The organism is Kribbella sp. NPDC104740 (assembly GCF_055583505.1).
Window position 1 is genome coordinate 550853 of sequence record NZ_JBVJNV010000003.1, and the last position, 24355, is coordinate 575207.

27 protein-coding genes are annotated in these 24355 nt (G+C 69.9%); 11 read left to right on the forward strand and 16 right to left on the reverse strand.

The features are described 5' to 3' along the window. Nucleotides 1-124: 124 nt before the first annotated feature. Nucleotides 125-1207: a cation diffusion facilitator family transporter gene (locus ACZ6Z4_RS18705; protein WP_465565443.1), complete on the forward strand. Its 1083-nt coding sequence runs from the start codon at nucleotides 125-127 to the stop codon at nucleotides 1205-1207. Between the two features lie 4 nt (nucleotides 1208-1211). Beyond that, nucleotides 1212-1403, forward strand: a complete 192-nt coding sequence (locus ACZ6Z4_RS18710; RefSeq protein WP_465565446.1) for a DUF3099 domain-containing protein — start codon at nucleotides 1212-1214, stop codon at nucleotides 1401-1403. Between the two features lie 1250 nt (nucleotides 1404-2653). Here the strand turns inward: ACZ6Z4_RS18710 and ACZ6Z4_RS18715 are convergent. From ACZ6Z4_RS18715 to ACZ6Z4_RS18735, 5 genes are all read right to left on the reverse strand, one after another. Further along, nucleotides 2654-4009, reverse strand: coding sequence for a HAMP domain-containing sensor histidine kinase (locus ACZ6Z4_RS18715; protein ID WP_465565450.1), 1356 nt, complete (start codon nucleotides 4007-4009; stop codon nucleotides 2654-2656). Beyond that, complete coding sequence (locus ACZ6Z4_RS18720) at nucleotides 4006-4674, reverse strand: response regulator transcription factor (protein WP_465565455.1); 669 nt, start codon at nucleotides 4672-4674, stop codon at nucleotides 4006-4008. Before ACZ6Z4_RS18720 ends, ACZ6Z4_RS18715 begins: the two co-directional genes overlap by 4 nt. Before the next feature lie 33 nt (nucleotides 4675-4707). Continuing rightward, on the reverse strand, nucleotides 4708-5958 hold the full coding sequence (locus ACZ6Z4_RS18725; protein WP_465565458.1) for a DUF1501 domain-containing protein: 1251 nt from the start codon (nucleotides 5956-5958) through the stop codon (nucleotides 4708-4710). A gap of 10 nt (nucleotides 5959-5968) precedes the next feature. Then, nucleotides 5969-7261: a DUF1800 domain-containing protein gene (locus ACZ6Z4_RS18730; RefSeq protein ID WP_465565461.1), complete on the reverse strand. Its 1293-nt coding sequence runs from the start codon at nucleotides 7259-7261 to the stop codon at nucleotides 5969-5971. Nucleotides 7262-7336: 75 nt separating this feature from the next. Next, nucleotides 7337-7786: a MarR family winged helix-turn-helix transcriptional regulator gene (locus ACZ6Z4_RS18735; RefSeq protein WP_363671691.1), complete on the reverse strand. Its 450-nt coding sequence runs from the start codon at nucleotides 7784-7786 to the stop codon at nucleotides 7337-7339. A gap of 130 nt (nucleotides 7787-7916) precedes the next feature. Between ACZ6Z4_RS18735 and ACZ6Z4_RS18740 the strand changes: the two genes are divergently transcribed. From ACZ6Z4_RS18740 to ACZ6Z4_RS18750, 3 genes are all read left to right on the forward strand, one after another. Next, a complete protein-coding gene (locus tag ACZ6Z4_RS18740) occupies nucleotides 7917-8753 on the forward strand; it encodes an aldo/keto reductase (protein WP_465565464.1) in 837 nt (278 codons plus the stop codon). A gap of 408 nt (nucleotides 8754-9161) precedes the next feature. Next, entirely contained in the window at nucleotides 9162-9956 is a 795-nt protein-coding gene (locus tag ACZ6Z4_RS18745; protein ID WP_465565467.1) for a S1 family peptidase, read from the forward strand. A 105-nt stretch (nucleotides 9957-10061) separates the two neighbouring features. Next, a complete protein-coding gene (locus tag ACZ6Z4_RS18750; protein ID WP_465565470.1) occupies nucleotides 10062-10772 on the forward strand; it encodes a TetR/AcrR family transcriptional regulator in 711 nt (236 codons plus the stop codon). Nucleotides 10773-10809: 37 nt separating this feature from the next. On the opposite strand, the gene ACZ6Z4_RS18755 is transcribed toward ACZ6Z4_RS18750, so the two are convergent. Genes ACZ6Z4_RS18755 through ACZ6Z4_RS18765 form a run of 3 tightly spaced genes read right to left on the reverse strand, consistent with a single transcriptional unit; the run spans nucleotide 10810 to nucleotide 14307 of the window. Next, nucleotides 10810-12234, reverse strand: coding sequence for a dihydrolipoamide acetyltransferase family protein (locus tag ACZ6Z4_RS18755; protein WP_465565473.1), 1425 nt, complete (start codon nucleotides 12232-12234; stop codon nucleotides 10810-10812). Next, nucleotides 12231-13217 carry an alpha-ketoacid dehydrogenase subunit beta gene (locus ACZ6Z4_RS18760; RefSeq protein WP_465565476.1) on the reverse strand — a complete coding sequence of 329 codons (987 nt, stop codon included), beginning with the start codon at nucleotides 13215-13217 and terminating at the stop codon, nucleotides 12231-12233. The genes ACZ6Z4_RS18755 and ACZ6Z4_RS18760 overlap by 4 nt, the downstream gene beginning before the upstream one ends. A gap of 1 nt (nucleotide 13218) precedes the next feature. Next, on the reverse strand, nucleotides 13219-14307 hold the full coding sequence (locus tag ACZ6Z4_RS18765) for a thiamine pyrophosphate-dependent enzyme (RefSeq protein ID WP_465565480.1): 1089 nt from the start codon (nucleotides 14305-14307) through the stop codon (nucleotides 13219-13221). A 120-nt stretch (nucleotides 14308-14427) separates the two neighbouring features. On the opposite strand from ACZ6Z4_RS18765, the gene ACZ6Z4_RS18770 reads away from it, so the two are divergent. Further along, nucleotides 14428-14916: an Lrp/AsnC family transcriptional regulator gene (locus ACZ6Z4_RS18770; RefSeq protein WP_363671677.1), complete on the forward strand. Its 489-nt coding sequence runs from the start codon at nucleotides 14428-14430 to the stop codon at nucleotides 14914-14916. 65 nt (nucleotides 14917-14981) lie between these two features. On the opposite strand, the gene uppS is transcribed toward ACZ6Z4_RS18770, so the two are convergent. Next, nucleotides 14982-15758, reverse strand: a complete 777-nt coding sequence (gene uppS / locus ACZ6Z4_RS18775; protein ID WP_465565485.1) for a polyprenyl diphosphate synthase — start codon at nucleotides 15756-15758, stop codon at nucleotides 14982-14984. A gap of 171 nt (nucleotides 15759-15929) precedes the next feature. Between uppS and ACZ6Z4_RS18780 the strand changes: the two genes are divergently transcribed. Beyond that, complete coding sequence (locus ACZ6Z4_RS18780) at nucleotides 15930-17051, forward strand: glycosyltransferase (RefSeq protein ID WP_465565488.1); 1122 nt, start codon at nucleotides 15930-15932, stop codon at nucleotides 17049-17051. Continuing rightward, nucleotides 17048-17605, forward strand: coding sequence for a GNAT family N-acetyltransferase (locus ACZ6Z4_RS18785; RefSeq protein WP_465565491.1), 558 nt, complete (start codon nucleotides 17048-17050; stop codon nucleotides 17603-17605). The genes ACZ6Z4_RS18780 and ACZ6Z4_RS18785 overlap by 4 nt, the downstream gene beginning before the upstream one ends. Here ACZ6Z4_RS18785 and ACZ6Z4_RS18790 read toward each other — a convergent pair. The 4 genes from ACZ6Z4_RS18790 to ACZ6Z4_RS18805 form a co-directional block, all read right to left on the reverse strand. Next, entirely contained in the window at nucleotides 17589-17867 is a 279-nt protein-coding gene (locus tag ACZ6Z4_RS18790; protein WP_465565494.1) for a P-loop NTPase family protein, read from the reverse strand. The genes ACZ6Z4_RS18785 and ACZ6Z4_RS18790 overlap by 17 nt on opposite strands. Before the next feature lie 150 nt (nucleotides 17868-18017). Further along, entirely contained in the window at nucleotides 18018-18437 is a 420-nt protein-coding gene (locus ACZ6Z4_RS18795) for a VOC family protein (protein ID WP_465565497.1), read from the reverse strand. A 55-nt stretch (nucleotides 18438-18492) separates the two neighbouring features. After that, nucleotides 18493-19431, reverse strand: coding sequence for a hypothetical protein (locus ACZ6Z4_RS18800; RefSeq protein ID WP_465565500.1), 939 nt, complete (start codon nucleotides 19429-19431; stop codon nucleotides 18493-18495). 87 nt (nucleotides 19432-19518) lie between these two features. Then, nucleotides 19519-20508, reverse strand: a complete 990-nt coding sequence (locus ACZ6Z4_RS18805; RefSeq protein ID WP_465565506.1) for a magnesium and cobalt transport protein CorA — start codon at nucleotides 20506-20508, stop codon at nucleotides 19519-19521. A gap of 135 nt (nucleotides 20509-20643) precedes the next feature. Between ACZ6Z4_RS18805 and ACZ6Z4_RS18810 the strand changes: the two genes are divergently transcribed. Beyond that, nucleotides 20644-21600 carry a 2-hydroxyacid dehydrogenase gene (locus ACZ6Z4_RS18810; protein WP_465565508.1) on the forward strand — a complete coding sequence of 319 codons (957 nt, stop codon included), beginning with the start codon at nucleotides 20644-20646 and terminating at the stop codon, nucleotides 21598-21600. On the opposite strand, the gene ACZ6Z4_RS18815 is transcribed toward ACZ6Z4_RS18810, so the two are convergent. The 3 genes from ACZ6Z4_RS18815 to ACZ6Z4_RS18825 are packed head-to-tail and all read right to left on the reverse strand — an operon-like array spanning nucleotide 21597 to nucleotide 23438. Then, nucleotides 21597-22091, reverse strand: coding sequence for a DinB family protein (locus tag ACZ6Z4_RS18815; protein WP_465565511.1), 495 nt, complete (start codon nucleotides 22089-22091; stop codon nucleotides 21597-21599). The two genes, ACZ6Z4_RS18810 and ACZ6Z4_RS18815, sit on opposite strands and share 4 nt — an antisense overlap. A gap of 60 nt (nucleotides 22092-22151) precedes the next feature. After that, nucleotides 22152-23024 (reverse strand): alpha/beta fold hydrolase, encoded by an 873-nt coding sequence (locus ACZ6Z4_RS18820; protein ID WP_465565514.1) that lies wholly within the window; start codon nucleotides 23022-23024, stop codon nucleotides 22152-22154. Next, the gene (locus ACZ6Z4_RS18825) at nucleotides 23025-23438 is read right to left on the reverse strand and encodes a VOC family protein (RefSeq protein WP_465565517.1); all 414 of its coding nucleotides are present in this window, start codon (nucleotides 23436-23438) and stop codon (nucleotides 23025-23027) included. It abuts the gene before it with no gap. A gap of 181 nt (nucleotides 23439-23619) precedes the next feature. Here ACZ6Z4_RS18825 and ACZ6Z4_RS18830 point away from each other — a divergent pair, with 181 nt between their 5' ends. Further along, nucleotides 23620-23961: a hypothetical protein gene (locus ACZ6Z4_RS18830; RefSeq protein WP_465565520.1), complete on the forward strand. Its 342-nt coding sequence runs from the start codon at nucleotides 23620-23622 to the stop codon at nucleotides 23959-23961. Nucleotides 23962-23965: 4 nt separating this feature from the next. Next, nucleotides 23966-24340, forward strand: a complete 375-nt coding sequence (locus ACZ6Z4_RS18835; protein WP_465565523.1) for a VOC family protein — start codon at nucleotides 23966-23968, stop codon at nucleotides 24338-24340. Nucleotides 24341-24355 lie beyond the last annotated feature (15 nt).

Below are 24355 nucleotides of genomic sequence, written 5' to 3' on the forward strand. Positions count from 1 at the left end.
CCGCACCCCCGGCACCAACCCCGCCCGATCCCCCGCGGAGATCCCCCGGGCACACAGGCCGCCCGATCCCCGCCCCCACCCGCCCGCCGTTTGCCCGACCCTCCCCCCGGGCACCCGGCGTTTGATGGCTGACGAATCCACAGGAACAGTGCTGCTCGCCGGAGCAGCCAACCTCTCCATCGCCGTCGCCAAGTGCGTCGCCGGTCTCCTCTCCGGCTCGACCGCACTCATGGCGGAAGCGGCCCACTCCGTCGCGGACACCCTCAACCAGGTGTTCCTCCTGACCGCCCTCAAACGCAGCCAGAAACCAGCCGACGCCAACCACCCCTTCGGCTACGGCCTGGAGCGCTACTTCTGGGCCCTCCTGGCAGCGGTCGGCATCTTCGTCCTCGGCGCAGGCTTCTCCATCGTCGAAGGCATCCAAGCCGTCATCCACCCCGACCCCGTCGCCTCCCTGACCATCGTCTACGTAGTCCTGGCGATCTCGTTCGTCTTCGAAGGCGCCTCCTGGCTCCGCGCCGTCCGCCAGGTCCGCCGCGAGGCGAAAGCCCAAGGCGTCCCCACCCTCGAACACCTCAAAGACGCCGAACCCGCCGTCAAAACCGTCGCCTTCGAAGACTCCGCAGCTCTCATCGGCCTCCTCCTGGCCGCAGCCGGCGTCACCCTCAGCGTCCTCACCGGCCACCACTTCTGGGACGGCGCCGCCTCGATCGCCATCGGCCTCCTCCTGATCGCCGTAGCCTTCACCCTCGGCCGCGACAACAAGGCCATGCTGATCGGCCAGTCCCTCCCCACCGACGTCCAGCAGGAAATCCGTACGACGATCGACGCCATCCCTGGCATCGACGCGGTGGTAGAACTCCTCACCCTCCGCCTGGCCGCCAATGAGGTCTTGGTGGTGGTCCGGGTCGACCTGGACGACTCAGAAACCACCGGCGCCGCAGTCGAGCAACTCGCCGAACGCGTGGACCGCGAAGTCCGCACCGCCCACCCCACGGTCCGCCACCTGTTCCTCGACCCCACCCCAGCCGCCACCCCCACCGCCCAGCCGCAGCCCACAGGCGCTCACCCTGTCCCCACCCCAGACCCCACTCCCACCAACCAGCCCCAACCTCAGCCCCACCCCCAGCCCGAGCCCGAGCCCGCAGATCCTCGCCCCGCCCCCACCCCGGACCCCGCCCCCACGCGCGATCCCGGCGTACGCTGAGCCCGTGCCGAAACTCACCGGCCGCCCCGGCAACCAACGCGCCTACATCCTGATCATGGGCACCTGCGCCACCCTGATCATCCTGGCCTGGTTCGTCGTCCGCCTCGTCTCGGTCCCCGCCGCGATCGCCATGAGCGCCGTCGCCGCAGTCCTCCCACCGATCGCCGCGATCGTCGCCAACAACCGCCAGGACTGATCTCCGAGCGCAACATCATCACCGCCGGCAAGTCCGTGCTCGACCTCGACGGCAACGTCTCGCAGCGACCACCTCCAACACGAGGCAAGGACGTGCTGGTCGCGCCCGACTGATCCGATTCGCCGAGCGACAGCAGGTCCCGGAACGCCGCACCGCACTGCCCGTCAGCTCGTGGGAGGCAGGTCAAGTCGCCCCCGAACTCTCAGGCGAACCGACGCACAACCAATCCGCCGACCGGCAGCACGAACCACAACGCCGTACCGCGCCGCCCTTTCAGCACGTGGACCACAGGTCAGGGGCATTCACATGTACGTGCCGATCGAGTCAGTAACCCCGTACACCCAGGCAAACCGCGCACGACTCATCCGCTCAGCCGATCGGAAGCAGGTCCGGAACGCCACGCCACGCTCCCGTCAGCACGCGGGACGCAGCTCAGGTCACCCCCGTACCCCCGGGTGACTCCACGCACGACCGATCCGCTCAACCAAGCGGAAGCACGAGCGGACCGCCCATCACCGCACCGGACGCACCTCAGGGGCATACGTGCCGAGAGTGCCGGTAACGCCTGTGCGCCTGAGCAAACCAGCTCGGCCTCCGCGCCGATCAGCACGATCGCACCGCCAAAGACCACCGCTGTCCAAGGCCGCGCTGGTCGCGCACAACTGATCCGATTCGCCGAGCGAAAGCAGGAGCCGAAACACCGCACCCCGCCGCCCATCAGCACACGGGACACAGCTCAGACTCCCCGACCGGCAGGAGCATCCAGACGAGACCGATCGGCCCCGCCGAGCAACAGCCGAAGCCGAAACGCCGCACCGCGCTGCCCGTCAGCACGAACCACAACGCCGCCGTACCGGGCCGCCCTTTAGCACGTGGGACACAGGTCAGGGGCATGCACTTGTACGTGCCGATCGAGTCGGTAACCCCGTGTGCCCAGGCAAACCGCACACGACTCAACCGCTCAGCCGAGCGGAAGTAGGCCCGGAACGCCACGCCAGGCTCCCGTCAGCACGAAGGACGCAGGACGCAGGTCAGACTTCCGACCGACGGGTGGATCCTGGCGGAACTGATCCGCTCCACCGAATGGGAGCACGAGCCGAAACACCGCACCACGCCGCCCATCAGCACGCGGGAGACAGCTCAGACTCCCCAACCGGCAGGCGCACCCACGCGAGACTGATCCGCTCCGCCGAGCGACAGCAGGTGCCGAAACGCCGCACCGCGCTGCCCGTCAGCACGTGGGACCCAGGTCAGACTTCCCGAGCGGCAGGTGCATCCAGACGGGACCGATCCGCCCCGCCGAGCGGGAGCAGGAGCCGGAACGCTGCGCCGGGGTGGCCGTCTGGGCGTGGGAGGCAGGTCAGGTCTCCGCCGTGGGCTCGGGCGAATCCGCGGGCGATCGGGAGACCCAGGCCTGATCCGCGGCTTTCGTGGGTGTGGACGAGGCGCCGGAAGATTCGCTCGCGGTCGTCCGGGCGGACTCCGGGGCCGTTGTCCTGGACAACGATCTCGGCGAACTCCGGGATCGCGCCGACGAGGATCTGGACGGTCCCGGTGTCCCCGGCCGCGGTGCGGGCGTTGTTGGTCAGGTTGGTGAGGATCTGCGTGACCCGCTCCGGATCGGCCTCGACCTCGAGGTCCTGTCCGTGCACCTCGACTGTGAACCCGGGAGCGGAGACGCGCAGCCGTTCGACCTGGCGAAGCGCGAGCTGCTTCAACCGCACCGGCTGCAGCCGTAGCTCGAGCCCCGCGTCGATCCGCGCCAGATCGAGCAGGTCGTCCACCAAGGCGCCGGCCCGCTGCGATTCCCGGACCAGCAGCAGTTGCAGCTCGTCCCGGCGCTGCGGCGACGCGTCCGGCCCGAGCTGCATCAGCGTCTCCGCCGCCGTACTCAACCCAGCCACCGGCGTCCGCAACTCGTGCGCGGCATCGGCCACGAATTCCCGCATCCGCGCCTCCGACGACCACGCCTGCGTCAGCGCCCCCTCCAACGCATCCAGCATCTCGTCGAACGCAGCCGCCGTCCGCCCCAGCTCGGTGTCGTCCCGCGTCGGCTGCAGCCGCCCACCGCGCCGACCGGCCGCGATCGACCTGGCCAGCCCGGTCATCGTGTCCAGGGGCGCCAACGCAAACCGCATCCCGACCACTAGCGCCAGCGCGGTGATCGCCAGTGCCGCGGCCCCCGAGATCAGCAACGTACGCCGCAGCGTCCCGCTCGCCTCCGCCAGCAGCGAGGTGTCGGCCGACAACGTCAGCTCCGCGCCCCTGGTCCGCTGCCCCGCCTGCAGCGTGGCCCGCACCTCGCGGACCTCCTCCGAAGCGTCCACCGGCGGAGCCCCCAGCACCTGCCCCGACCGCAGCACCAGCGTCACCCGTACGCCGTCCGCATCGATTCGCCGGACCAACGCCGCAGGAGCCACGTTCTGCCGGGCCAGCTGCTGCGCCAGCTGGGTCCGCCCGCTCAGCAACGCGTCCAGGTTTCGCTCGGCCTGCGCGTCGAAGACTCTGTTCACCACCAGCCCGGTGACCGGCAGCACCACGACCAGCACCAGCAGTGCCAGCCACGTGACCCGCCGGCGCAGGGACGCCGTCCGCAGACCGCTCACGGCTGGTCCGACCGGAGGATGTACCCGGTGCCCCGGACGGTGTGGAGGAGCCGTGGTCCGTGCGCCTCCAGCTTGCGCCGGAGCGCGCTGATGTGGACCTCGACCAGGTTGGCGGCATAGTCGCCGTACCCCCAGACCGCGGTCAGGAGCTGGGTCTTGCCGACGACGCGATGGTGCCGCCCGGCCAGGAAGGTGAGCAGCTTCAGCTCGGTCGCGGTGAGCACCAGCGGGTGCCCGGCACGCGTGGCGGTGCCTGCGTCCATGTCGACGGCGAGATCGCCGACCTCGATGACGGCCCGCAGCCTGCCCATCCGGCGCAGGACCGCTTCGACCCGGGCGATCAGCTCGGCCAGGACGAACGGCTTGGTCACGTAGTCGTCGGCGCCGGCGCGCAGACCGTGCAGGCGATCCGGTACGCCGTCGCGGGCGGTCAGCAGGACGATGCCGGCGTTCGAGGCTTCCCGCGCGACCGTCAGCAGCTCGAAGCCGTCTCGCCCGGGCAGCATCACGTCCAGCAGCACCAGGTCCGGCTGGTACTCCGCGAGGTCGCGCTCGAACGTCGCACCGTCGGCGCGCGTCTCGACCGTGAACCCGGCCTCCTCCAACGCGATGCCGACCGCCGTACGGAGCACGTCCGCGTCCTCGACCAGCAGCACCCGAGCCATCACGTCATCCTGCCATCACCGGGTTGTCCGGACTCACACCCGGAGCAGCCCGTCGAGCGTGCCCGTGTGGCCGGGTAGCACCTTGCCGGGCTCGGTCGCCAGTACGCCGGACAGCACCGAGGCGTAGACGTCGCGGAAGTCGGTCGTCGACTTCAGGTCGCCGTTGTTCAGATCGGTCAGGCTCGGCTGTTCGCCGTGGAAGCCGCCGTTGACCTTCTCGCCGAGGACGAACAGCGGCCCGGCCGTCCCGTGGTCAGTGCCGTCGCTGCCGTTCGCGTGGACCCGCCGGCCGAACTCGGAGTACACGAGGACGACCACGTTCTTCCCGCGGTCGGTCTTGCGCAGCCGCTGCACGAACGGGGTCAGCGAAGTGTCGAGCTCGGTCAGCAGTCGTTGCTGAGTGCCCCGTTCGTCCGCGTGGGTGTCGAAGCCGCCGAGGGACACCGAGTACGCCCGCGTGGGCACCCCCGCCTCGATCAGCCCAGCCACCAGATCCAGCTGCGCGCCCAGCTGCGACGCACCACCAGCCGAAGCCCCCTTCGTCCGCTCCTCGTCCTCGTCGTCCTCCCGCTCGCCGGCATCGTGGACGGCTCCACCCAGCACCCGTACGGCATTCTGCAGATCTCCCAGCGACTTCGCCGCCAGCGCATGCCAGCGCTCCTCGCCCGCGCTCGGTTTCCCCAACGCAGCAAAGGCTTCGCCCAACGCCCCCTTCGGAAGCTTCAGCCCTCGAACAGGCAGCGAAGCAGCAGCCGTCGTAGCACCCGCCAGCAGCGGCGGCAGGGTCGGCTCAACCGACACCGCTCGCAGCGGATCAGCGCCAGTCGCATCCAGCCACCGCCCCAGCCACCCGGTCGGCACCGACGTCTCCGGCGAAGCCGTCTGCCAGATCGCCATCGACCGGAAGTGGCTCCGATCCGGTTCCGGATACCCGACCCCGCGGATCACCGCGAGCCGGTCCTCGTCCCACAGCCCCTTCAGCCCTTTCAGCCCCGGGTTCAGCCCGAGACCCTCGCCGAGATCGAGCACCTCCTCAGGCTTGTACGCGAGCTCCGGCCGCGCGTCCTGGTACGCCGGGTCCGATGCCGGGACGACGGTGTTCAGCCCGTCGTTCCCGCCGTACAGGGTGACGACGACGAGCACGGAATCGCCGCTGGGCAAGGGATCGTTGACCGCGGCGGTCATCAGGTCGGACCAGTCGACCTGGGTCGCTCCGACGGCGAGCGCACCCGCGGCCGTCACACCACTCATGGTCAGGAACCGGCGTCGAGTCAGGTTGTCCACAATCTTCTCCTCAGCCGCTCACGACGTACTCGGGAGCGCAGGCGGCGACCGCCGTCAGCTGCGCGGGATCCTTCACGGCAGCCAGCGCCGCCTTCGTCCGGGCGGACCACCCGTCCACCCCTAGCAGAGCCTGTACGGCGGCCGGCTTGTCTCGCGCCGATGCGACAGCATCCAGGTCGGCCGCGTGAGTCAGCAGCTGCGCCACCTGCAGCCGTGTCACGCCCGCGGAGGTCGTCAGCCAGCTCCCGCCGGACGGCCACCCGCCCACGCTCGGCGGCCGGAACGGCACCTGCCCCATCCCGCGCAACCCGGCGATCAGCTTCATCCGCGTCTTCTCGTCCAGCCGCGCCGGCTGCAACCGCAACGCCCGCAGCAGCCCGACAACCCACTCCACCGGCTGTTTCACCAACGCCGAAGCGCTGTCCACAAACGCGGCCTCGGCCGTCATCGCGCGCAGCAGCGCCCGAACGTCGCGTTCACTCCCGTACGCCGCCGTCAACCGCCGTACGACGTCCGCGGACGGCGGCGTCGCCGAGACCAGCCGGAACCACAGCCGACCGATCACGAACGGCGCCGACGCCGGCTGCGCGACGGCCAGGTCGGCAAAGCCGCGCGCGTCGTACGCGCCGGTCTTGCCGAACAGCGTCTTGGCGTCTCCGTCGTGCCGGGCCGCCACGAACCGCGCCTGGGTCGCCCCGCGCTTGATCGCCCAGCCGGTCAGGCAGCGGGCGCCCTCGAAGACGTCGACCTCGCTGTAGTGCCCGATGCCGAGCGTGAACAGCTCGAGGAACTCGCGGCCGAGGTTCTCGTTCGGGGAGCCCTTGCGGTTGGCGTTGCCGTCGAGCCAGCGGATCATCGCGGGGTCGGCCACCATCGCGCGGGCCAGGTCGCCGAACCGCCCGAGCGCGTGCGTCCGGAACGCCTGGTTCTGGGTGAGCATCAGCTGGGCGTTGCGGACCTTCTGGTTGCTGGTCGCGAAGTGCCCGTGCCAGAACCAGGTCAGCCGCTCGGTCGCGGTCGGCTCGCTCACCATCCGGTCGAGCCACCAGCTGGTCAGCCGCAACTCCTGCGCGGCGCGCAGCTTGTTCGCCGCCTTCTTCGCGGCCTTGTCCTTCTCCTTGTCCGGGTCCTTCTCCGCGGTCGGTGGCGTCAGCCCGGGCGGCGGCACCACGGCCACCACCGGTGGCCCGAGCAGCCGCGCGACCGTCGCGTCGAATCCGGTCGTCGGCGTACCACTCGCCGGCCCGAACCCGAGCCGGTCGTTCAGCCGCCGGACCGCGGCGCGTTCGCTGATTTCGCCCATGCCCCGATCCTGGCCGCCCGGCTTCGGGAACCCCAGGAAAACAAAGGCTTCTTCAGCTAACCCACAGGTCGGCGGTCAGACCGGGGTGACGACCTCCGCCAGTGCCTTCACCAGCGGCGCCTGCTCGGGCAGCTCCGCCGCCTTCCGCAGCGCGGCGAACAGGACAGCGTCGTGCGTCGGCTGAGCCTGGGCGAGCAGATCGCGGCCCGCCTGCGTGACCTCCGTGTAGATCCCGCGCCGATCCGTTGGGCACAGGTACCGCGAGAGCAGCTGCCGGTCCTCCAGGCGGTTCACCAGACGCGTCGTCGCGGACTGGCTGAGCACCACGGCGCTGGACAGCTGATTCATCCGCAGGTGGTAGTCGTCCTGCCGGGCGAGAACGTCGAGCACGCTGTACTCACTCACCGAGAGCCCGTGCTGCTTGTTCAGCACCCGCTCCAGCTCGTCCTCGATCCGCGCGTGCAGGGCCGCGAGCGTACGCCAGCCTTGCGCACGAGCCTCGGCGGCGTCGTCCGGTAGTCCCACAGCTCCTCCTCACGCGCCCGGCATTTGATTCCGTCGGCGACAGATGGTTTCATGAAGCAATAGCCCGCGTGTGCAACTATCGCGGACGCGGGTATTAACCAACAGACTACCGACAGGGAGCAGAAAAGCCATGCCAGCCGAGATCCCCACGGTCACCTTGAACAACGGCGTCGAGATGCCACAGCTCGGCTTCGGCGTCTTCCAGGTGCCGGACGCCGAGACCACGGCCGCGGTCAGTGCCGCCCTCGACGCCGGGTACCGCAGCATCGACACCGCCACGGCGTACCAGAACGAGCCGGGCGTGGCGAAGGCCCTGGCGGCCTCCGGCATCGAGCGCTCCGAGCTGTTCGTCACCACCAAGCTGTGGAACGCCGACCAGGGGTACGAGGAGACCCTCGCGGCGTTCGAGCGGAGCCGGAAGCTGCTCGGGCTCGAGTACGTCGACCTCTACCTGATCCACTGGCCGGCCCCGGCGCTAGGCAAGTACGTCGAGAGCTGGCGGGCGCTGGAGAAGCTGACCGCCGACGGGGTCGTGCGGGCGATCGGGGTTTCGAACTTCCAGCCTGCGCACCTCGAGAAGCTCGCCGAGTCGGCGTCGATCGTGCCGGCGGTGAACCAGGTCGAGCTGCATCCGTACCTGCAGCAGACAGCGGTGCGCGAGTACGACGAGGCGCACGGCATCGTCACCGAGGCGTGGAGCCCGCTGGCCAAGGGCGGTTCGCTGCTCGCGGAGCCGAGCGTTCAGGCGATCGCCGAGCGGCTCGGGCGGAGCGCGGCGCAGGTCGTGCTGCGGTGGCACCTGCAGCTGGGGAACGTGGTGATCCCGAAGTCGGTGACCCCGTCGCGGATCGCGGAGAACCTGGATGTCTTCGGCTTCGAGCTGACCGACGCGGACATCGCCGAGCTGAACAAGCTGGAGCGCGACGAGCGCACAGGGCCGCACCCGGACGAGTTCAACGCCGTGTGAGTTGGGCGAGGCGGCTGACGCCGTGTAGCCGGGCGAGGGGGCCGGAGTCGGCTGACGCCCTGTGAACTGGGCGAGGGGCCCGGAGTCGGCTGACGCCAGCCCTCGCACGCCGTGGAGGCGGGGCGGTCGGCTCAGCCGCAGCTTCACCGAGGCCCGCGGCCGGCGGCGACGCGGTTCGGGGAGCCGGGCCGGACGATGCAGGTTTGCCGCCGTACGGCGTACCGTTCGATCGTGGTTTTCGACTGCTGGGCAGAGGTTTTCCCTTGCGGGCATGGCGATTCGCGGCACAGGACTGACCCGTCACGGATGTGCCGGGGCCATCGCTTGCCTCACGCACCGTGGTGGGACGACTCTTCTCGGTCAGAGGCCGCCTCCGCCCGAGCGGCCGATGACATCTGGAGTGTGAGCATGTCAGGAAAGCTCAAGTTCACCCGTGCGGTGATGGTCGCGGTCATGGTCGCCGCCGCGTCGGCCGGTGCGGCCAGTGTGGCCGAGGCTCGTGTCGCGCCCGGTACCAACATCGTCGGTGGCACCATCGCGAGCACCGCCCAGGCCCCCTGGGCGATCGCGCTGAACAACAGCCGCTCCCCCGTCCCCAGCGGCCAGTACTGCGGCGCCACCCTGGTGAAGGCGAACAAGATCGTCACCGCCGCGCACTGCGTCGGCAACCCGATCAGCACCTACACCGCGATCCAGGGCCGCGACCGGCTGAGCACCACGGCCGGCAAGACCTCGAAGATCTCCAAGATCTGGAAGGACCCGCAGTACGGGCGCCAGCCCGGTCACGACGTCGCCGTACTGACGCTGGCCACGCCGTTCACCGGTGTCGCCACCCTGCCGCTGGAGACCAGCCGCGCCGCTGACGCCGTCGGTGCGCGGTCCGTCGTCTACGGCTACGGCGACACCGAAGGCACCGGCCCCGCCGACACCTTCCAGAAGGTGACCGTCCCGGTGCTCGGCGACTCGTACTGCCGTCAGGTCTACGCCAGCGAAGGCTACGTGGCCAACGGCGAGATCTGCGCCGGCTACAAGGCCGGCGGCAAGGACTCCTGCCAGGGCGACTCCGGCGGCCCGCTGGTCCTGAACGGCCGCCTCTTCGGCGTCGTCTCCTGGGGCATCGGCTGCGCCGACGCCGGCAACCCGGGCGTGTACGCCGAGGTCGCGACGTACGCGTCGGCCCTGACGACGCAGATCAACAACTAGCCCAACTCAACCGGCACGCCGACTCGACAGCTCGATTCGACGGCCGGCCGACACGCTACTGATACGTCGTACCAGAATCTGGCACGGCGTATTAGTGTGTCGCCGGTGGCACGTGAAGCTGATGCGAAGACAGTCCTGGGCTCGGTCTGGCTCCGCGCCGAACCGGAGAGCACCAAGGCCCCGCTGACCAGGCAGGACATCGTCGGCGCGGCGATCCGGATCCTCGACAAGGAGGGCCTGGACGGGCTCTCGATGCGTCGCGTCGCCGTCGAGCTCGGCAACGCCGCGACCTCCGCCCTCTACTGGCGCGTCGCGAACAAGAACGACCTGCTCGAGCTGGCCGTCGACGAGATCCTCACCGAGGCGCTCGTCCCGACCGACGACGCCGGGGACTGGCGGGATCAACTCGGGGTGCTTGGGCTGGCGGCGTACGAGGTGTTCGCTCGGCATCCCTGGGCTACTCAGCTGCTGGCGTCGCATGCCGGCCTTGGGCCGAATTATCAGTCGTTCACCGAGCAACTGGTGGAGATTCTGGCTGGGGCCGGATTCAAGGGGGTGCATCTTGATGCGGCGGTGTCGGCTGTTTTCCATTACGTGATCGGGGCCGCAGTTACTGATGCGGCTTGGCATACGACGATTCAGCGGAGTGGGCTTGCTGATCAGCAATGGGCTGAGGCGGCCGGGGATCACTTGGGGATCGCGCCGGCGACGCTCAGCGCGTACCTGTCTGCGGACGCGCCGACGGGGCCGACCACGCGGTTCAGTACCGGGCTTCGGGTGATTCTGGTCGGGCTGCGGCCACGGCGGCTTTCCTAGAGCGCGGGCCGACCTCGAGAGGTCAGCCCGCGCCTGGCTAGAGGTCGGCGAAGGCTGATGCCGGGTTTTCGAAGGCGTCGGCGACGAAGCGAAGGAAGGCGGCCGCTGTGCCGCCGTCGCAGACTCGGTGGTCGAAGACGAGAGACAGCTGGGTGAGTTTGCGGACCGCCAGCTCACCGTCGACGACCCACGGGCGGTCGATGATGCGGCCGACGCCGAGGATCGCCACCTGGGGGTGGTTGATGATCGCGGCGCTGCCGTCGACGCCGAAGCTGCCGTAGTTGTTGAGGGTGAAGCTTCCTGAGGTGAGCTCGTGGTTGGTGAGCTTGCCTTCGCGGGCTGCGGTGGTGAGGCGGCGGATCTCGGTGTCGAGCTCGCGGGTAGTGAGGGCGTGGGCGTTCGGTACGGCGGGGACCAGCAGGCCGCGGTCGGTCTGCGCGGCCAGGCCGAGGTTGACGCCGTCGTACTGGATCAGGTCGTCGCCGTCGACGTAGCCGTTCAGCTCGGGGTGTTTCTTGAGGCCGGCGATGACGAAGCGGGCCATCAGGGCGAGGAGGCCCGGGCCTTGGTCGGTTGCTGTGCGGAGGGAGGCGCGGAGGTCGATCAAGGCGGTGGCGTCGACGTCTACCCAGGTGGTTGCTTCGGGGATCTCGGCGCGGCTTCGGCTGAGTGTGGCGGCGACGGTTTTGCGGAAGGCGTTCATCGTCGTGCGGCGGAGCTCGGGGAGGCCTGTTCGCGAGTCCGTGGCTGAGGAGGACGAGAGGCCGGCGGGTACGTCGCTTGTGGCTGAGGCCGGTGCGCCGGTGTAAAGAGAAGAGGGGATTGGCTGGATGGAGGTCGAGTGAGTCGCGGTCGAACCGGCAGCAGGCGAGCGGGTGGCGATTGCCGACTCCACGTCGCGGCGGACGATGAGGCCGCCTGCGCCGGAGCCCTCGATGGTGCGGAGGTCGAGGCCGGCGTCGTTCGCGATTCGGCGGACGAGAGGTGAGATCACCAGCGGGACCGTTCGGGCAACTGCAGGAGCGGGCGCGGCAGCAGGCGCGGCGGGGACCGCAGCAGGCTGAGGGGCGGGGGTAGCAGGCGCCGCGGCGACTCGTTCAGCGACAGCGACCCGACCGTTCACCCGCGGCTTGCGGCGGCGGCCGGTGCCTGCGCTCTCCGGTGTGCCGTAGCCGATCAGCACATTGCCTGACCCGGCCTTCTCCTCCTCGCGGTAGGCCTCGCCATCAGTCGAACCGATGGTGATCAGCGGCTTGCCGACCGGAACAGTCGTCCCCTCGGCGCCGTGTAGTTCGGTCACGACCCCGGCGTACGGCGACGGCACCTCGACCAGCGACTTCGCCGTTTCGACCTCGGCGATCGGCGAGTCGACCGCGATCACATCGCCGACCGCGACCAGCCAGCGCACGATCTCCGCCTCGGTCAGGCCCTCGCCGAGGTCGGGCAGCAGGAAGGTGTTCACGAGTCCTCCCACTGGAGGTCGTCGACAGCGTCGAGGATGCGGTCGACGGACGGGAGCTGGTGGCGCTCCAGGTGGGGCGGCGGGAAGGGGATGTCGAAGCCGTTCACCCGGCGGATCGGGGCCGCGAGCGAGTGGAAGCAGCGTTCGGTGACGCGGGCGACGATCTCCGACGACACCGAGGCGAAACCGGACGCTTCGGCGACGACAACCGCCCGACCGGTACGCCGTACCGCAGCGCAAACGGTCTCGTCGTCGAAGGGCACCAGCGAGCGCAGATCCACGACCTCCAGCGACCGCCCCTCCGCAGCCGCGGCCTCAGCGGCCTCGAGCGCGATCGGCACCGAAGGCCCGTACGCGATCAGCGTCGCGTCCGTGCCCTCCCGGCGTACGACGGCCTGCCCGATGCCGGGCTCGGCGACGCCGAGGTCGATCTCCTCCTTGGCCCAGTACAGCTTCTTGGGCTCCATGAAGATCACCGGGTCGGGGAACTCGATCGCCTTTCGCAGCAACCAGTACGCATCCGAGACCGTCGACGGCGCGACGACCGTCAGCCCGGGCGTGTGCACGTAGTACGACTCGGACGAGTCGCAGTGGTGCTCGACGCCGCCGATGCCACCGGCGTACGGCATCCGGATCACCATGGGCAGCGTGACGCGACCGCGGGTCCGGTTTCGCATCTTCGCGACGTGGCTGACGACCTGCTCGAACGCCGGGTAGCCGAACGCGTCGAACTGCATCTCGACGACCGGGCGCATTCCGTTCATCGCCATCCCGATCGCGGTCCCGACGATCCCGGACTCGGCCAGCGGGGTGTCGAAGCAGCGGCTCTCGCCGAACTCGGCGGTCAGCCCGTCGGTCACCCGGAAGACACCGCCGAGCGCGCCGACGTCCTCGCCGAACATCAGCACGGTGTCGTCGGCCCGCATCGCGTCGCGCAGCGCCTGGTTCAGGGCCTGCGCCATCGACAGCTTCACGTGCGTCATCTCAGGCCTCCTCACGTGCCAGTTCGTCGGCCAGGAACGCGGCCTGCTCGCGCAGCTGCGGCGTCTGAACCGTGTACAGGTGCTGGAACAGCTCCGCCGGATCCGGCGACACGTCCTCCATCAGCCCGACCCGCATGTACTCCGCCGCCTCGGCCGCAGCCGTCGCAGCGGCCTCGCGGCGAGCGTCGTCGAGCAGCCCGGCCTCGCTCAGGTAGGCGTCGAGCCGCTTGATCGGATCGCGCTCGAGCCACGGCGTGACCTCCGCGTCCTCGCGGTAGCGCGACGCGTCGTCGGCGTTGGTGTGCGCCTGCACCCGGTACGTGTGCGCCTCGACCAGCTGCGGTCCCTCACCGGCCCGCGCCTTCGCGACCGCCGACCCCAGTACGGCGAGCAGCCCGGCGAGATCGTTGCCATCGGCCCGTTCCCCCGGTACGCCGTACCCGATGCCCTTGTGCGCCAGCGACGGCGCGGCGGTCTGCTTGGCGAGCGGGACCGAGATCGCGTACTCGTTGTTCTGGATGAAGAAGACCACCGGCGCGTGCCAGACCGCGGCGAAGTTCAGCGCCTCGTGGAAGTCGCCCTCGCTGGTGCCGCCGTCGCCGACCAGCGCCATCACGACGGTGTCCTCGCCCTTCAGCCGCGCGGCGTGGGCGACGCCGACCGCGTGCAGCAGCTGGGTCGCCAGCGGCGTCGACTGCGGCGCGACGTTGTGCTCGTACGGGTCGTACCCGGAGTGCCAGTCGCCGCGCAGCAGCGTCAGCGTCTCGATCGGGTCGACGCCGCGGCTCACGATCGAGACCGTGTCGCGGTACGTCGGGAACAGCCAGTCGCGCTCCTCGAGCACCATCGTCGCCGCGACCTGGCAGGCCTCCTGGCCGTGCGACGACGGGTAGACCGCGAGCCGGCCCTGGCGGACCAGCGCGCTGGCCTGGTCGTTCAGCCGGCGACCCTTGACCAACTGTGCGTAACCGTCGGTCAGCGTCTCCGCGGCCGGCAACTGGTACGACGCGTGCGGGTGCGCGGCGCCGCGCTCGTCGATCAGCCGGACGGGCTCGGCGGACGGGAGCAGACGCTCCTCGACGGTAGGCATAGGAGCCCTCCTGCAGGGAGACGGACTGATGCCTCATCGTCATACTTCTGGCCAAACGGATCCAGACCCTGCAGAATTGCGAGACGAACGGCGTACGACGGAGTCCAGCGAGGGAGCAGAATGTCCGAGGAAGTCGCGGTCGAGCCCAGCCGCCCTGGACAGATGGTCGTCGCTCCCGCCCTGGACGAGCTCGACCGGCAGATCGTCGAGGCCCTGACCCGCGACGGACGGCTCTCGATCCGGGCCCTGGCCGACCAGGTGCACATCTCCCGCGCCAACGCCTACGCGCGCGTCGAACGCCTCACCACGACCGGCGTGATCACCGGTTTCACCACCACCGTCGACCCGCTCAAGCTCGGGCTCGCGACCTCGGCGTACGTCACCCTCAGTCTCCGCCAGTCGTCCTGGCGGGCGCTGCGCGAGCAGCTCCAGACGATCCCGGAGATCAAGCACATGGCGCTGGTCGGCGGTGACTTCGACGCGATCCTGCTCGTCCGCGCCGCCGACAACGAGGGCCTGCGGCGCGTCGTGCTGGAGAAGCTGCAGGCGATCCCCGAGGTGCTCGGGACGCGGACCGCGCTGATCTTCGAGGACCTCGGGACGCTCTAGGGCGTGTCTCGTAATTCCCGCCGTGCCGAGTGCCGCGCAGTAGGCACGGAATTACGAGACATGCCCTAGGCGCCGCGGCGACGTTGGCGGGCGGCGTACGAGCGCAGGGCGCGGAGGAAGTCGATCTCGCGGAAGGCCGGCCAGTACGGGTCGCAGAAGTAGAGCTCGGAGTACGCCGACTGCCAGAGCAGGAAGTTCGACATCCGCTGCTCGCCGCTGGTGCGGATGATCAGGTCCGGGTCGGGCTGGCCGGCGGTGTAGAGGTGCTTGGTGATGTCGTCGGCCTCGAGGGTGTCGGCGAGCGAGTCGAGGTCGTTGCCGGCGCGGGCCTCGGACTCCAGGAGCGAGCGGACGGCCTCGACGAGCTCCTGGCGGCCGCCGTACCCGATGGCGAGGGTGACGTGGTTGCCGGTGCTGATGTCCTTGGTCGCCTCGACGGCCTGCTTCAGGGAGTGGGCTGTGGTGTCGGGAAGCAGGTCGATCAGACCCGCGACGTGCACCTGCCAGCGGCCGCCCGGCTCCATGAGGCGGGTGGTGACGACCTCTTCGATGAGCTTCATCAGGTACATGACTTCTTCGTTGCCGCGCTTGACCAGGTTCTCGGTCGAGCAGACGAAGACGGTGACGTGCTGGACGCCGGCGGTCTCGCACCAGCCGAGCGCGTTCTCGACGTGCATCGCGCCGTAGCGGTGTCCGACGCTCGGGTTCGCGTGACCCTGGCCGCGCGCCCAGCGGCGGTTGCCGTCCATCACGAGGCCGACGTGCTGCGGCCGAGGCTTCCCGACGAGCTGCCGCCGGAGTCGCCACTTGTAGATCCCGTACAGCACGTCGTTGAGGGCCATCCACAGAACCTACCGGGTGGAGAGCCCGTACGCCGGGCGCTCGGCGCGGAGGCCGACGGAGGCGGGGGCGCAGAGCGCGGTCGGGCGCAGACGCCGACGGAGGCGGGCGGCGCAAAGCGCGGTCGGCGCAGGCGCCGCTCCGTCAGCCGGTTCGCCGGTACTGTGCGGCGGATGCGGATCTTGTTCAGCTTCATCGGCGGGATCGGGCACTTCCGGCCGCTCGTACCGGTCGCGCGAGCAGCGGAGGCGGCCGGGCACGAGGTTCGTGTCGCGGGCTCCGGCAAGGTGACGCCTGCCGTCGAGGCGGCCGGGTTCACCACGTTCGCGACCAGTGCGCCTCGCGCTGCCGACGCTCCTGCGCCTGAGCCCGAACCGCTGCAACCTGCCGACCCAAGAGCCGAGGAGCAGCACTTCGCCTCCGCCTTCGGCGGCCCCGGCGCCCGCCGGCACGCGAACGCCCTCACCGAGATCGCAACCAGCTGGAAGCCCGACGTCATCGTCCGCGACGAAGCCGACTTCGGCGCCGCGGTCGCCGCCGAGAAGCTGGGCATCCCCTGTACGACGATCCTGGTGCTCGCCTCAGGAGCTCTCCTCCGCAAGGACCTCCTAGCCGCCCCGCTGGCCGAAGTCCGCGCCGAGCACGGCCTCCCACCCGACCCCGACCTCACCTTCCTCGACCGCGGCCTCACCCTCTCCCCGTTCCCCCCGAGCTTCCGGCACCCGTCGTACCCGCTCCCGCCGGACACGTTCTCCTACCGCGCCACCGGCATCCCGGCCGCCGAGCCCCACGATCCGACGGTCTACTTCACCCTCGGCACCGTCTTCCAGCCCGACACCGACGACCTCTTCGGCCGCGTCCTCACCGGCCTGTACGACGTCGCCGCCGAGGTGATCGTCACCGTTGGCGAACGCAACGACCCCGCCGCCCTCGGCCCGCAGCCGAAGCACGTCCGCGTCGAACGCTTCATCCCCCAGGACGACCTCCTCCCCCGCTGCGACCTCGTCATCTCCCACGGCGGCTCCGGCAGCATCCTCGGAGCCCTCACCCACGGGCTCCCATCGCTGCTGCTCCCGCTGGGCGCCGACCAGCCCCACAACGCGGAACGGATCCTGACGCTCGGCCTGGGCGAGGTCCTCGATCCGGTCACCCTGACCCCTGCTGACATCACCCGGGCCACCACCGACGTGCTTGCTAACGGCAACTACCGGGCAGCGGCCCAACGGCTGCAAGCCGAGCTGGCCGATCTCCCGGACGTCACCCGAACCATCCCCTTGATCGAAGCCCTCCAGTGACGCAGCTCCGCGACTACGACGAGGCCGACGAACAGAGCTGGCTCCGCTGCCGGGTCCTCGGCTTTCTCGACACCGCGTACTTCGACGACGTCGCCACCAGCAAACCGCCGCGCGATCTCTCCCTCGTCGCCACCACAGGACGCGAGGTGATCGGCCTCCTCGACGCGAGCCTCGACGGCCCCGACGCCACCATCGAGACCCTCGTCGTCCACCCCGACCACCGCCGGCGCGGCATCGCCCAGGCCCTGCTCACCGAGGCATCGGGCCGCCTCGTCGCCCGCGGAGCCCGTCAGCTCGACGCCTGGACCCGCGACGACGCGGGCACCCTCGCCTGGTACGCCGCCCACGGCTTCACGGAGCAGATGCGCTACCTGCACGTCTACGCGTCAACCCCCGACGAGGCCGCCGCCTGTACGCCGAACGCCGCCGCGAACCACCCGCACCTGACACCCCGCGCCGGCTTCTTCCACGCCTGGATCGAGCACGAAACCGCCCTCCGCAAGCAGTTTCAGCGCGTCCATGTCTGCCGGCAATTCGTCAAACAGCTGGTCTGAGACCGGTGTCCGCGAGAATCCGCGCGACGGTCTCGTCGAGGGTGCTGGACTCACCGATGATCGACTCGCGAGGATCGCCGAGCAGATCCCCGTCGAGGTGCCACTCCCGCATCGCCTCCGCGGTGAACGCCGTGGACTTGGCGCGGGTCGCGTGCCGCCGGGTGGTTTCCGCGAAGGGGATGTCGAGGTAGTAGCAGTACGCCCGCCCAGGATGCGCGGCGATCAAGCGGCGCAGCATCTCGCCGTACCGTACGACGGGCATGATGCCCTCGACGATCGCGTGGCGGCCGTGGGCGAGCGCGAGGGTCGCGACCTGCTCGATCGCCCGGGCGTTGAGCGGGTCGGGTTCGGTGGTCTCCTGGAAGACGATCCGGCGGCTAGCCGGACCCGGTTGCGGGCGGGTCCGGCAAACTCACCAAGCCTGCGGTTGCCCCGGCACATGCGTCCCGAAGGTCCACTCGTACCCCTCAGGGTCCACGATCCGCGTGCGGTAGTTCCCCCACTCCGTCGCCCCAGGCGCCCAGATCACCTCAGCTCCCACCGCGGCGGCCAGGTCGTGAACAGCATCGACCGCCTCCGACGAAGCGACGGCGACGTACAGGCCCGAGCCTGTCGTCTCCCCCTTGCGCGCCGGCCGGTCGTAGCCGGCCTCGTCGGTGAAGACGGTGAAGGCAACGCCCGAGCCGTAGCGGACCTCGGCGTGCATGATCCCGCCGCGTTCGTCGGGGTACTCCATCGTGGTCTCGAAGCCGAAGGCTTTCTCCAGCCAGCGCAGGGCGGCGGGGGCGTCGCGGTAGGAGAGGACGGCGTGGAAGCTGGTCGTGTTGGTCATGAACTCAACGATCCCGGGAGTAGCGGCCACCTCCCGGCCGCTACTCCACGAGATGTCACCGCCGGAACGAACCCGGGCCGTTGACCTGCCAGCCCTTCGCACCCGCGTCGACGATCGACTTCACCGGCATCGTGAAGCTGCGGACCTGCTTCGCGGACCGGCTGATCGCCCAGAAGGTCGGGTTCTTCGTCGTCGACCGGTCCCACGCGATGCCCTGGCCCTGGACGTCCGGGAGGTCGACGGTGGCGACCCAGCGCAGCTCCGAGCCGGCGAACGGGAGCGTCATCACGTACGCCTCGCCGAGGTCGTGGCCGGTCAGCCACAGGCGGCCGTCCGGGCCCCAGGAGCCGCCGGAGTTGCTCATCGGCTTGAAGCGGTCGAGGATCGTCTTCGGGATCGTCCACCCGGCGACCACCTCGAAGTTGTCGTTCAGCTTCACGACCTGGGTGTTGTAGGTCTCGCCGTACAGCTCGCCGGAGCCGTCGCCGCGCGGGTTGTCGTAGTTCGCGAAGCCGGCCCACCAGGCGCCGTCGTGCCGGTCGAGCCAGGTCAGCGAGCCGCGCTCGATGCCGAAGCTGTGGGTGCCGACGTGCTTCATCGTGCGGGTGTCGAAGATCTCGATCGACGACTCCATCGGGTAGTCGGAGTAGTTCGAGTGCACGGCGTACAGCTTGCTGCCGACGACGGCGCCGCTGTCCAGGTGCACGAACGGGCCGTCGGTGTCGCCGGCGAACTGCAGCAACGGCTCACCGGTCCGCCGGTCGTGCTTGGTGATCGTCCGGTTGTTGACCGCGTAGAAGTACTTCGCGTCGACGGCGACGGCCTGGTTGGCGTCGAACGCCGGGAACGACTTCAGCGGCGTCGCCGCGAACGACGGCGGGTCAGCGGCAGCGACCGCCGGAGCAACAGCCGGTACGACGGCCGCCGGCGCCGCGGCTGCCAGGGAAGGGACAGCCGCGACGGCCACGACCGCCAGGACGAGGAGCTTCTTCATCAGGACCTCCGGAGGGGAACGGAAACGCCTCCGGCAGCCTGCGCCGCCCTGCCGAACAGCCAACCACCCGCACATGAACCCACCGCGTCAGCCAGTTCGACGCCGCCTGAACCAGATCAGCAACGCCACGCACGGAATCGCCAACCCACCGAGCCCGAGCCCGAAGAACGCCCCGCGCCCGCCGACATGGTCGACCAGCCATCCGAAGTTCTGCCCGAAGAACCCGGTCACGAAGGTCAGCGGCAGGAACACCGTCGACAGGATGGTCAGCTGCTCGATCGTCGCGTTCTGCCGCACGCTGACCTTGGTCTGCTCGACCGAGATCACCGCCATGTTCGCCTCCAGCACGGTCGCGAGCAGATCGCGTTGCGCCGCGACCTCCTCGTTGACCAGCACCAGGTGGTCGTGGACATCGCGGAAGTAGGGCAGCAGGTCGGTGTTCCGGGCACCACGCTCGATCGTCGCCAGTACGGCGAGCAGCGGGTGCACCGCGCGGTAGAAGTCGGTCACCTCGCGGCGCAGGAAGTAGATCCGCTCGGTCGGCGCAACAGCGCCGGCGAAAACGGTCCGCTCGACCTGCTCGATGTCGCGCTCCAGCTCGGCGACGACCGGCCCGTAGCTGTCCACGACCTGGTCGAGGATCGCCCACAGCACCCCGTTCGTCCCGTTCTCCAGCAGCTCGGGCCGCTGCTCGAGCCGCGACCGGGCGCCGTGCAGCTCGCTGGCCGCGCCCTGCCGGACGGTGATCACGAACGCCGGCCCGACGAACACGCTCACCTCGCCGAAGTCGACCTCCTCGCGGGCGTCGTCGTACCGGGCGGTGCGCAGGATGACCAGCCGGATGTCGCCCTCGTACGGCTCGACCTTCGGGCGCAGGTGGAAGGTCTGGGCGTCCTCGACGGCCAGCTCGTGCAGCCCGAAGCTCTCGCTCGCCTCCGACAGCTCCTCCGGCGTCGGCTCGTACAGGCCGAGCCAGACGAACCCGCCCTGCCGGCAGCACGCGGCCGCCTCCTCGACGGACATCGCGCCGACGTGCTGGCGGCGGCCGTCCTGGTAGTGGGCGCAGTCGACGATCATGGAACGGCTCCTCTCCGGCCCCGTACGCCGGGCCCGCCGGCCTCGCGGGCCGGTCCTCGGACCGATCCTGACCCCGCTCGCCGCCGCGGAATAGGCTTGCCCTGACAAAGTCGCCGTGAACATCAGGGAGATCCGATGACCCGCCCGCTGGTACTGATGCCCGGACCGATGAACCGCTCGGTGCCGGACGGACTGGCCGACGGGTTCGAGGTGATCCGGCTCTGGGAGGCCGACGACCCCGACGCCGTGCTCGCGGAGCGCGGCAAGGACGTCGTCGCTGTCGCCAACGGCGGTACGGCGATCGACGGCGCGTACCTGGACCAACTGCCGAACGTGCAGATCGTGGCCAGTTTCGGCGTCGGCTACGACAAGATCGACGCGACAGCCGCGGCCGAGCGCGGCGTCGTGGTCACCAACACGCCGGGCGTCCTGGACGACGAGGTCGCCGACACCGCGATGGGCCTGCTGCTGATGACGGCCCGCGAGCTGTCCCGCGCCGAGCGGTACCTGCGCGACGGGCACTGGACCGAGCGCGCGTACCCGTTGACCCCGGCGACGTTGAGCGGCCGCAAGATGGGCATCCTCGGCCTCGGCCGGATCGGTGAGGCGATCGCGCACCGGGCCGCCGCCTTCAACATCTCGGTCGCCTACCACAACCGGAACCGCAAGGACGTTGCCTACGACTACTACCCGACGTTGGTCGAGCTGGCCGCCGCGAGCGACATCCTGATGGTCGTGATCCCGGGCGGCGCCGAGACCAAGCATCTGGTGAACGCCGAGGTGCTGGAGGCGCTCGGCCCGGATGGCATCCTGGTCAACGTCGCGCGCGGCACGGTCGTCGACGAGGCCGCGCTGGTCGACGCGCTGAAGGCCCGGACGATCCTGAGCGCCGGCCTGGACGTCTTCGAGCACGAGCCCGAGGTACACCCCGGCCTGCTGGAGCTCGACAACGCCGTACTGCTGCCGCACGTCGGCTCCGGCACGATCCCGACCCGGGATGCGATGGGCCGGCTCGTCGTCGAGAACCTCGTGAGCTGGTTCGCGAACGGCGTACCGGTGACTCCGGTGCAGGAGTCGGGCAAGTTGCTTTAGAGGTCCCAGATCCGCCCGGTCTCCCAGGCGTACTCCCACGCCTGGGTGTCCGGCGGCTCGATGCCGAAGCCGGTCAGGATCGCGTTCACCTGCTCGCGGTGGTGGTTGGCGTGGTTCAGCGCCTGGGCGATGAAGATCCCGGCCCGCGTCCCGCGGGTTCCGTTGTCGACGATGACCACCCGCTCGACCTCGATCGGTTTGGCCAGCACGTCCTCCCAGACGACGCGGCACTCCTCGTTCCACGCCTCGAGCTGGTCGAGATCGGCGACCACGTCGCTGTCCACGAAGTCGAGCTCCTGCTGCGCTAGGCGGCGTACGTAACTGCCGTCGCAGCGCACGATGTGGTCGAGCGTCGCCAGGATGCCGCCGTACGTGCCGACGCCGGTCACCTCCAGCTGCTCGGCGGTGAAGCCCTGCTCCCGGCAGAACTCGATCAGCCGCTTCGTCGCCCAGTTGTTGTGCCGTACGGCGTCCAGCAACACGTCGTGCATGCCCAGTCTCCGATCGTCACCTTCGACGCTAACCCGTCGCGCGACGACCCGTGAACCGATTTACCGCAGCGCCGTCAGCAGCTCCGCCCAGTGGTTGTGCAGCGTGCTCAGGTGCGCCGTCGAGCGCAGCTCCAGCTGCGCGTCGGGCAGGTGCTCGGCGAGCCAGCGCGCGTTCCGGATCGAGACCTGCGGATCCGCGACGCCGTGCCAGACCGTGGTCGGGCAGGTGACGTCCTCGGGCCGGAAACCCCAGTCCCGGAAGGAGATCGCGGCGTCGCGGAGGTAGCCGGCCGGGTTCGCGAGCGCCTCGCGGGCCGCGGCGGCGAGATCGGCCGGCGACTGCCCGGCGAACCATTCGGCGTCGAGCGGCGGGTGCCCGGTCGTCCAGCGCGCCGCGAGGGCGTCGTCGTCGGGGTCGGCCGGGTCGAGCTGTTCGACGTACGCCGTGAAGTCGGGCCGGATCCGCTCGACCGACTCGTCGACCTCCGCCTGTGCGAGGCCCGTGAAGAACTCCTGCTGCTCAGGCTCCAGGTCGTCGCGGTGGTACGGCGGATCGAGCGCGGGCACGAGCGCCGGACTCGCGACGACAGCCGCCCGCGTCACCCGGTCGGGATGCCGGGCGGCACAGGCCAGGGCGTACGGGCCGCCGACCGACATCCCCAGTACGGCGTACTGCGCGATCCCGAGCTGGTCCGCGACCGCGGCCACGTCGTCAGCGACCGACAGGTGATCCGACGCGGTCGCGTCCGACTCGCCGTACCCGGGACGGTTCACCGCGACCAGCCGTACGCCGTACGCGCGCGCGGTCGCGGCACCCGGGAACGCCGCGTGCCGGGTGTCCGGGCAGCCGTGGAAGAAGAACACGACCGCCCGCCCGGTGCCCGTGTCCCAGTACTGGATCTGCCGGCCGTCCGGCAGCCGTAGGGTGCTCAATCAGCCCTGCGGAGCGCCGATGTTGACCATCCAGGCGATCCGGAACTTGTCGACGCACATGCCGAACTCGTCGCCCCACATCTGCTTCTCCAGCGGGACCGAGACCGTGCCGCCGTCGGCGAGCTTGTCCCAGAAACCGTGCAGCTCCTCGCTGTCGTCACCGCTCAGGCTCACCGACACGTTGGTGCCCGGCGTGTACTCCATGCCCTGCGGGGTGTCGGAACCCATCACCGTGTAGCCGCTCGGCGTCTCCAGCTGGCTGTGCATGATCTTGTCCGCGTCGGGCGAGTCGGTCGCACCGAACTCCCCGAACGTGCTGATCGTCAGGTCGCCCCCGAAGACCTGCTGGTAGAACTCCATCGCCGCCCGGGCCTGCCCGTCGAACGCGATGTAAGGATTGAGCTTGGACGCCATCACACACTCCCCTAGACCGACGCCAGATGCCTGGCACCCTAGACCCGCCCGCACCCCGACCGCGATGCCTCAGCCCCACAGTTCACCGACAACCTCGTCACGTAACCGTCCCAGCCCCCTCCGTAGTGATTGCCTTGGACAACCAGTTCACCGATGTATCCGTCGTACAACACTCGAGCACGTGCTCCGGTTGCCGCCCGAGACCGTACGGCGGCTTGCTTCCACGACGACCGGGCTCGGTTTCGTCTGCGGGACGGTCGGCAACGAGGGTGAGATCTGGGAGCTGTTCGCCGCGGTCGTCAGCCTGAGTCTGGACGAGTCGACGATCCGCGCGCGGCTCGCGACGCGGGCGCCCGGGTCGTTCGGCTCGACGCCGGACGACGTCCGCCGGATCCTCGGCTGGGCCGCGACCATCGACGAGGACAACAGCCGGTACGGCGCGCTGCTGGTGGACGCGTCCGGGCCGGTCGCCGAGGTCGCCGACTTAATTCTCAGCGGGCTGCGGAAGCGCGGACTAGGGTGAGGCGATGATTCCTCGTCACCTCACCATCGACGCCGCCGATCCCTACCAGCTGGCGGTTTTCTGGAGTACGGCGACCGGTTGGCCGGTGTCGGCGATCGATCAGCCCGGTGACGACGAGGTGCTGATCGAGGCGCCGGCGCCGATCCCCGGGCTGCTGTTCATCACCGTACCGGAGGGAAAGTCGGTGAAGAACCGGGTACACCTCGACTGGGTGCCTTCCGAGCGGACTCGGGACGAAGAGGTCGAGCGGCTCCTGAAGCTCGGCGCGAGCATCTTCGAGGACCACCGGACGCCCGAGGGTCCGGGCTGGGTGACGATGCTCGACCCGGAGGGCAACGAGTTCTGCGTCGAACGCAGCGAGGCCGAGCGCTCCAGCTGATCCGCCGCTCCAGCT

Excerpts from the sequence above, each read along its gene's own strand:
- ACZ6Z4_RS18705 (WP_465565443.1), top strand. The coding sequence starts at position 125 with ATGGCTGACGAATCCACAGGAACAGTGCTGCTCGCCGGAGCAGCCAAC.
- ACZ6Z4_RS18720 (WP_465565455.1), bottom strand. The coding sequence starts at position 4,674 with ATGGCTCGGGTGCTGCTGGTCGAGGACGCGGACGTGCTCCGTACGGCG.
- ACZ6Z4_RS18730 (WP_465565461.1), bottom strand. The coding sequence starts at position 7,261 with ATGGGCGAAATCAGCGAACGCGCCGCGGTCCGGCGGCTGAACGACCGG.
- ACZ6Z4_RS18740 (WP_465565464.1), top strand. The coding sequence starts at position 7,917 with ATGCCAGCCGAGATCCCCACGGTCACCTTGAACAACGGCGTCGAGATG.
- ACZ6Z4_RS18745 (WP_465565467.1), top strand. The coding sequence starts at position 9,162 with ATGTCAGGAAAGCTCAAGTTCACCCGTGCGGTGATGGTCGCGGTCATG.
- ACZ6Z4_RS18760 (WP_465565476.1), bottom strand. The coding sequence starts at position 13,217 with ATGACGCACGTGAAGCTGTCGATGGCGCAGGCCCTGAACCAGGCGCTG.
- ACZ6Z4_RS18765 (WP_465565480.1), bottom strand. The coding sequence starts at position 14,307 with ATGCCTACCGTCGAGGAGCGTCTGCTCCCGTCCGCCGAGCCCGTCCGG.
- ACZ6Z4_RS18770 (WP_363671677.1), top strand. The coding sequence starts at position 14,428 with ATGTCCGAGGAAGTCGCGGTCGAGCCCAGCCGCCCTGGACAGATGGTC.
- uppS (WP_465565485.1), bottom strand. The coding sequence starts at position 15,758 with ATGGCCCTCAACGACGTGCTGTACGGGATCTACAAGTGGCGACTCCGG.
- ACZ6Z4_RS18780 (WP_465565488.1), top strand. The coding sequence starts at position 15,930 with ATGCGGATCTTGTTCAGCTTCATCGGCGGGATCGGGCACTTCCGGCCG.
- ACZ6Z4_RS18790 (WP_465565494.1), bottom strand. The coding sequence starts at position 17,867 with ATGCCCGTCGTACGGTACGGCGAGATGCTGCGCCGCTTGATCGCCGCG.
- ACZ6Z4_RS18795 (WP_465565497.1), bottom strand. The coding sequence starts at position 18,437 with ATGACCAACACGACCAGCTTCCACGCCGTCCTCTCCTACCGCGACGCC.
- ACZ6Z4_RS18800 (WP_465565500.1), bottom strand. The coding sequence starts at position 19,431 with ATGAAGAAGCTCCTCGTCCTGGCGGTCGTGGCCGTCGCGGCTGTCCCT.
- ACZ6Z4_RS18805 (WP_465565506.1), bottom strand. The coding sequence starts at position 20,508 with ATGATCGTCGACTGCGCCCACTACCAGGACGGCCGCCGCCAGCACGTC.
- ACZ6Z4_RS18810 (WP_465565508.1), top strand. The coding sequence starts at position 20,644 with ATGACCCGCCCGCTGGTACTGATGCCCGGACCGATGAACCGCTCGGTG.
- ACZ6Z4_RS18815 (WP_465565511.1), bottom strand. The coding sequence starts at position 22,091 with ATGCACGACGTGTTGCTGGACGCCGTACGGCACAACAACTGGGCGACG.
- ACZ6Z4_RS18825 (WP_465565517.1), bottom strand. The coding sequence starts at position 23,438 with ATGGCGTCCAAGCTCAATCCTTACATCGCGTTCGACGGGCAGGCCCGG.
- ACZ6Z4_RS18835 (WP_465565523.1), top strand. The coding sequence starts at position 23,966 with ATGATTCCTCGTCACCTCACCATCGACGCCGCCGATCCCTACCAGCTG.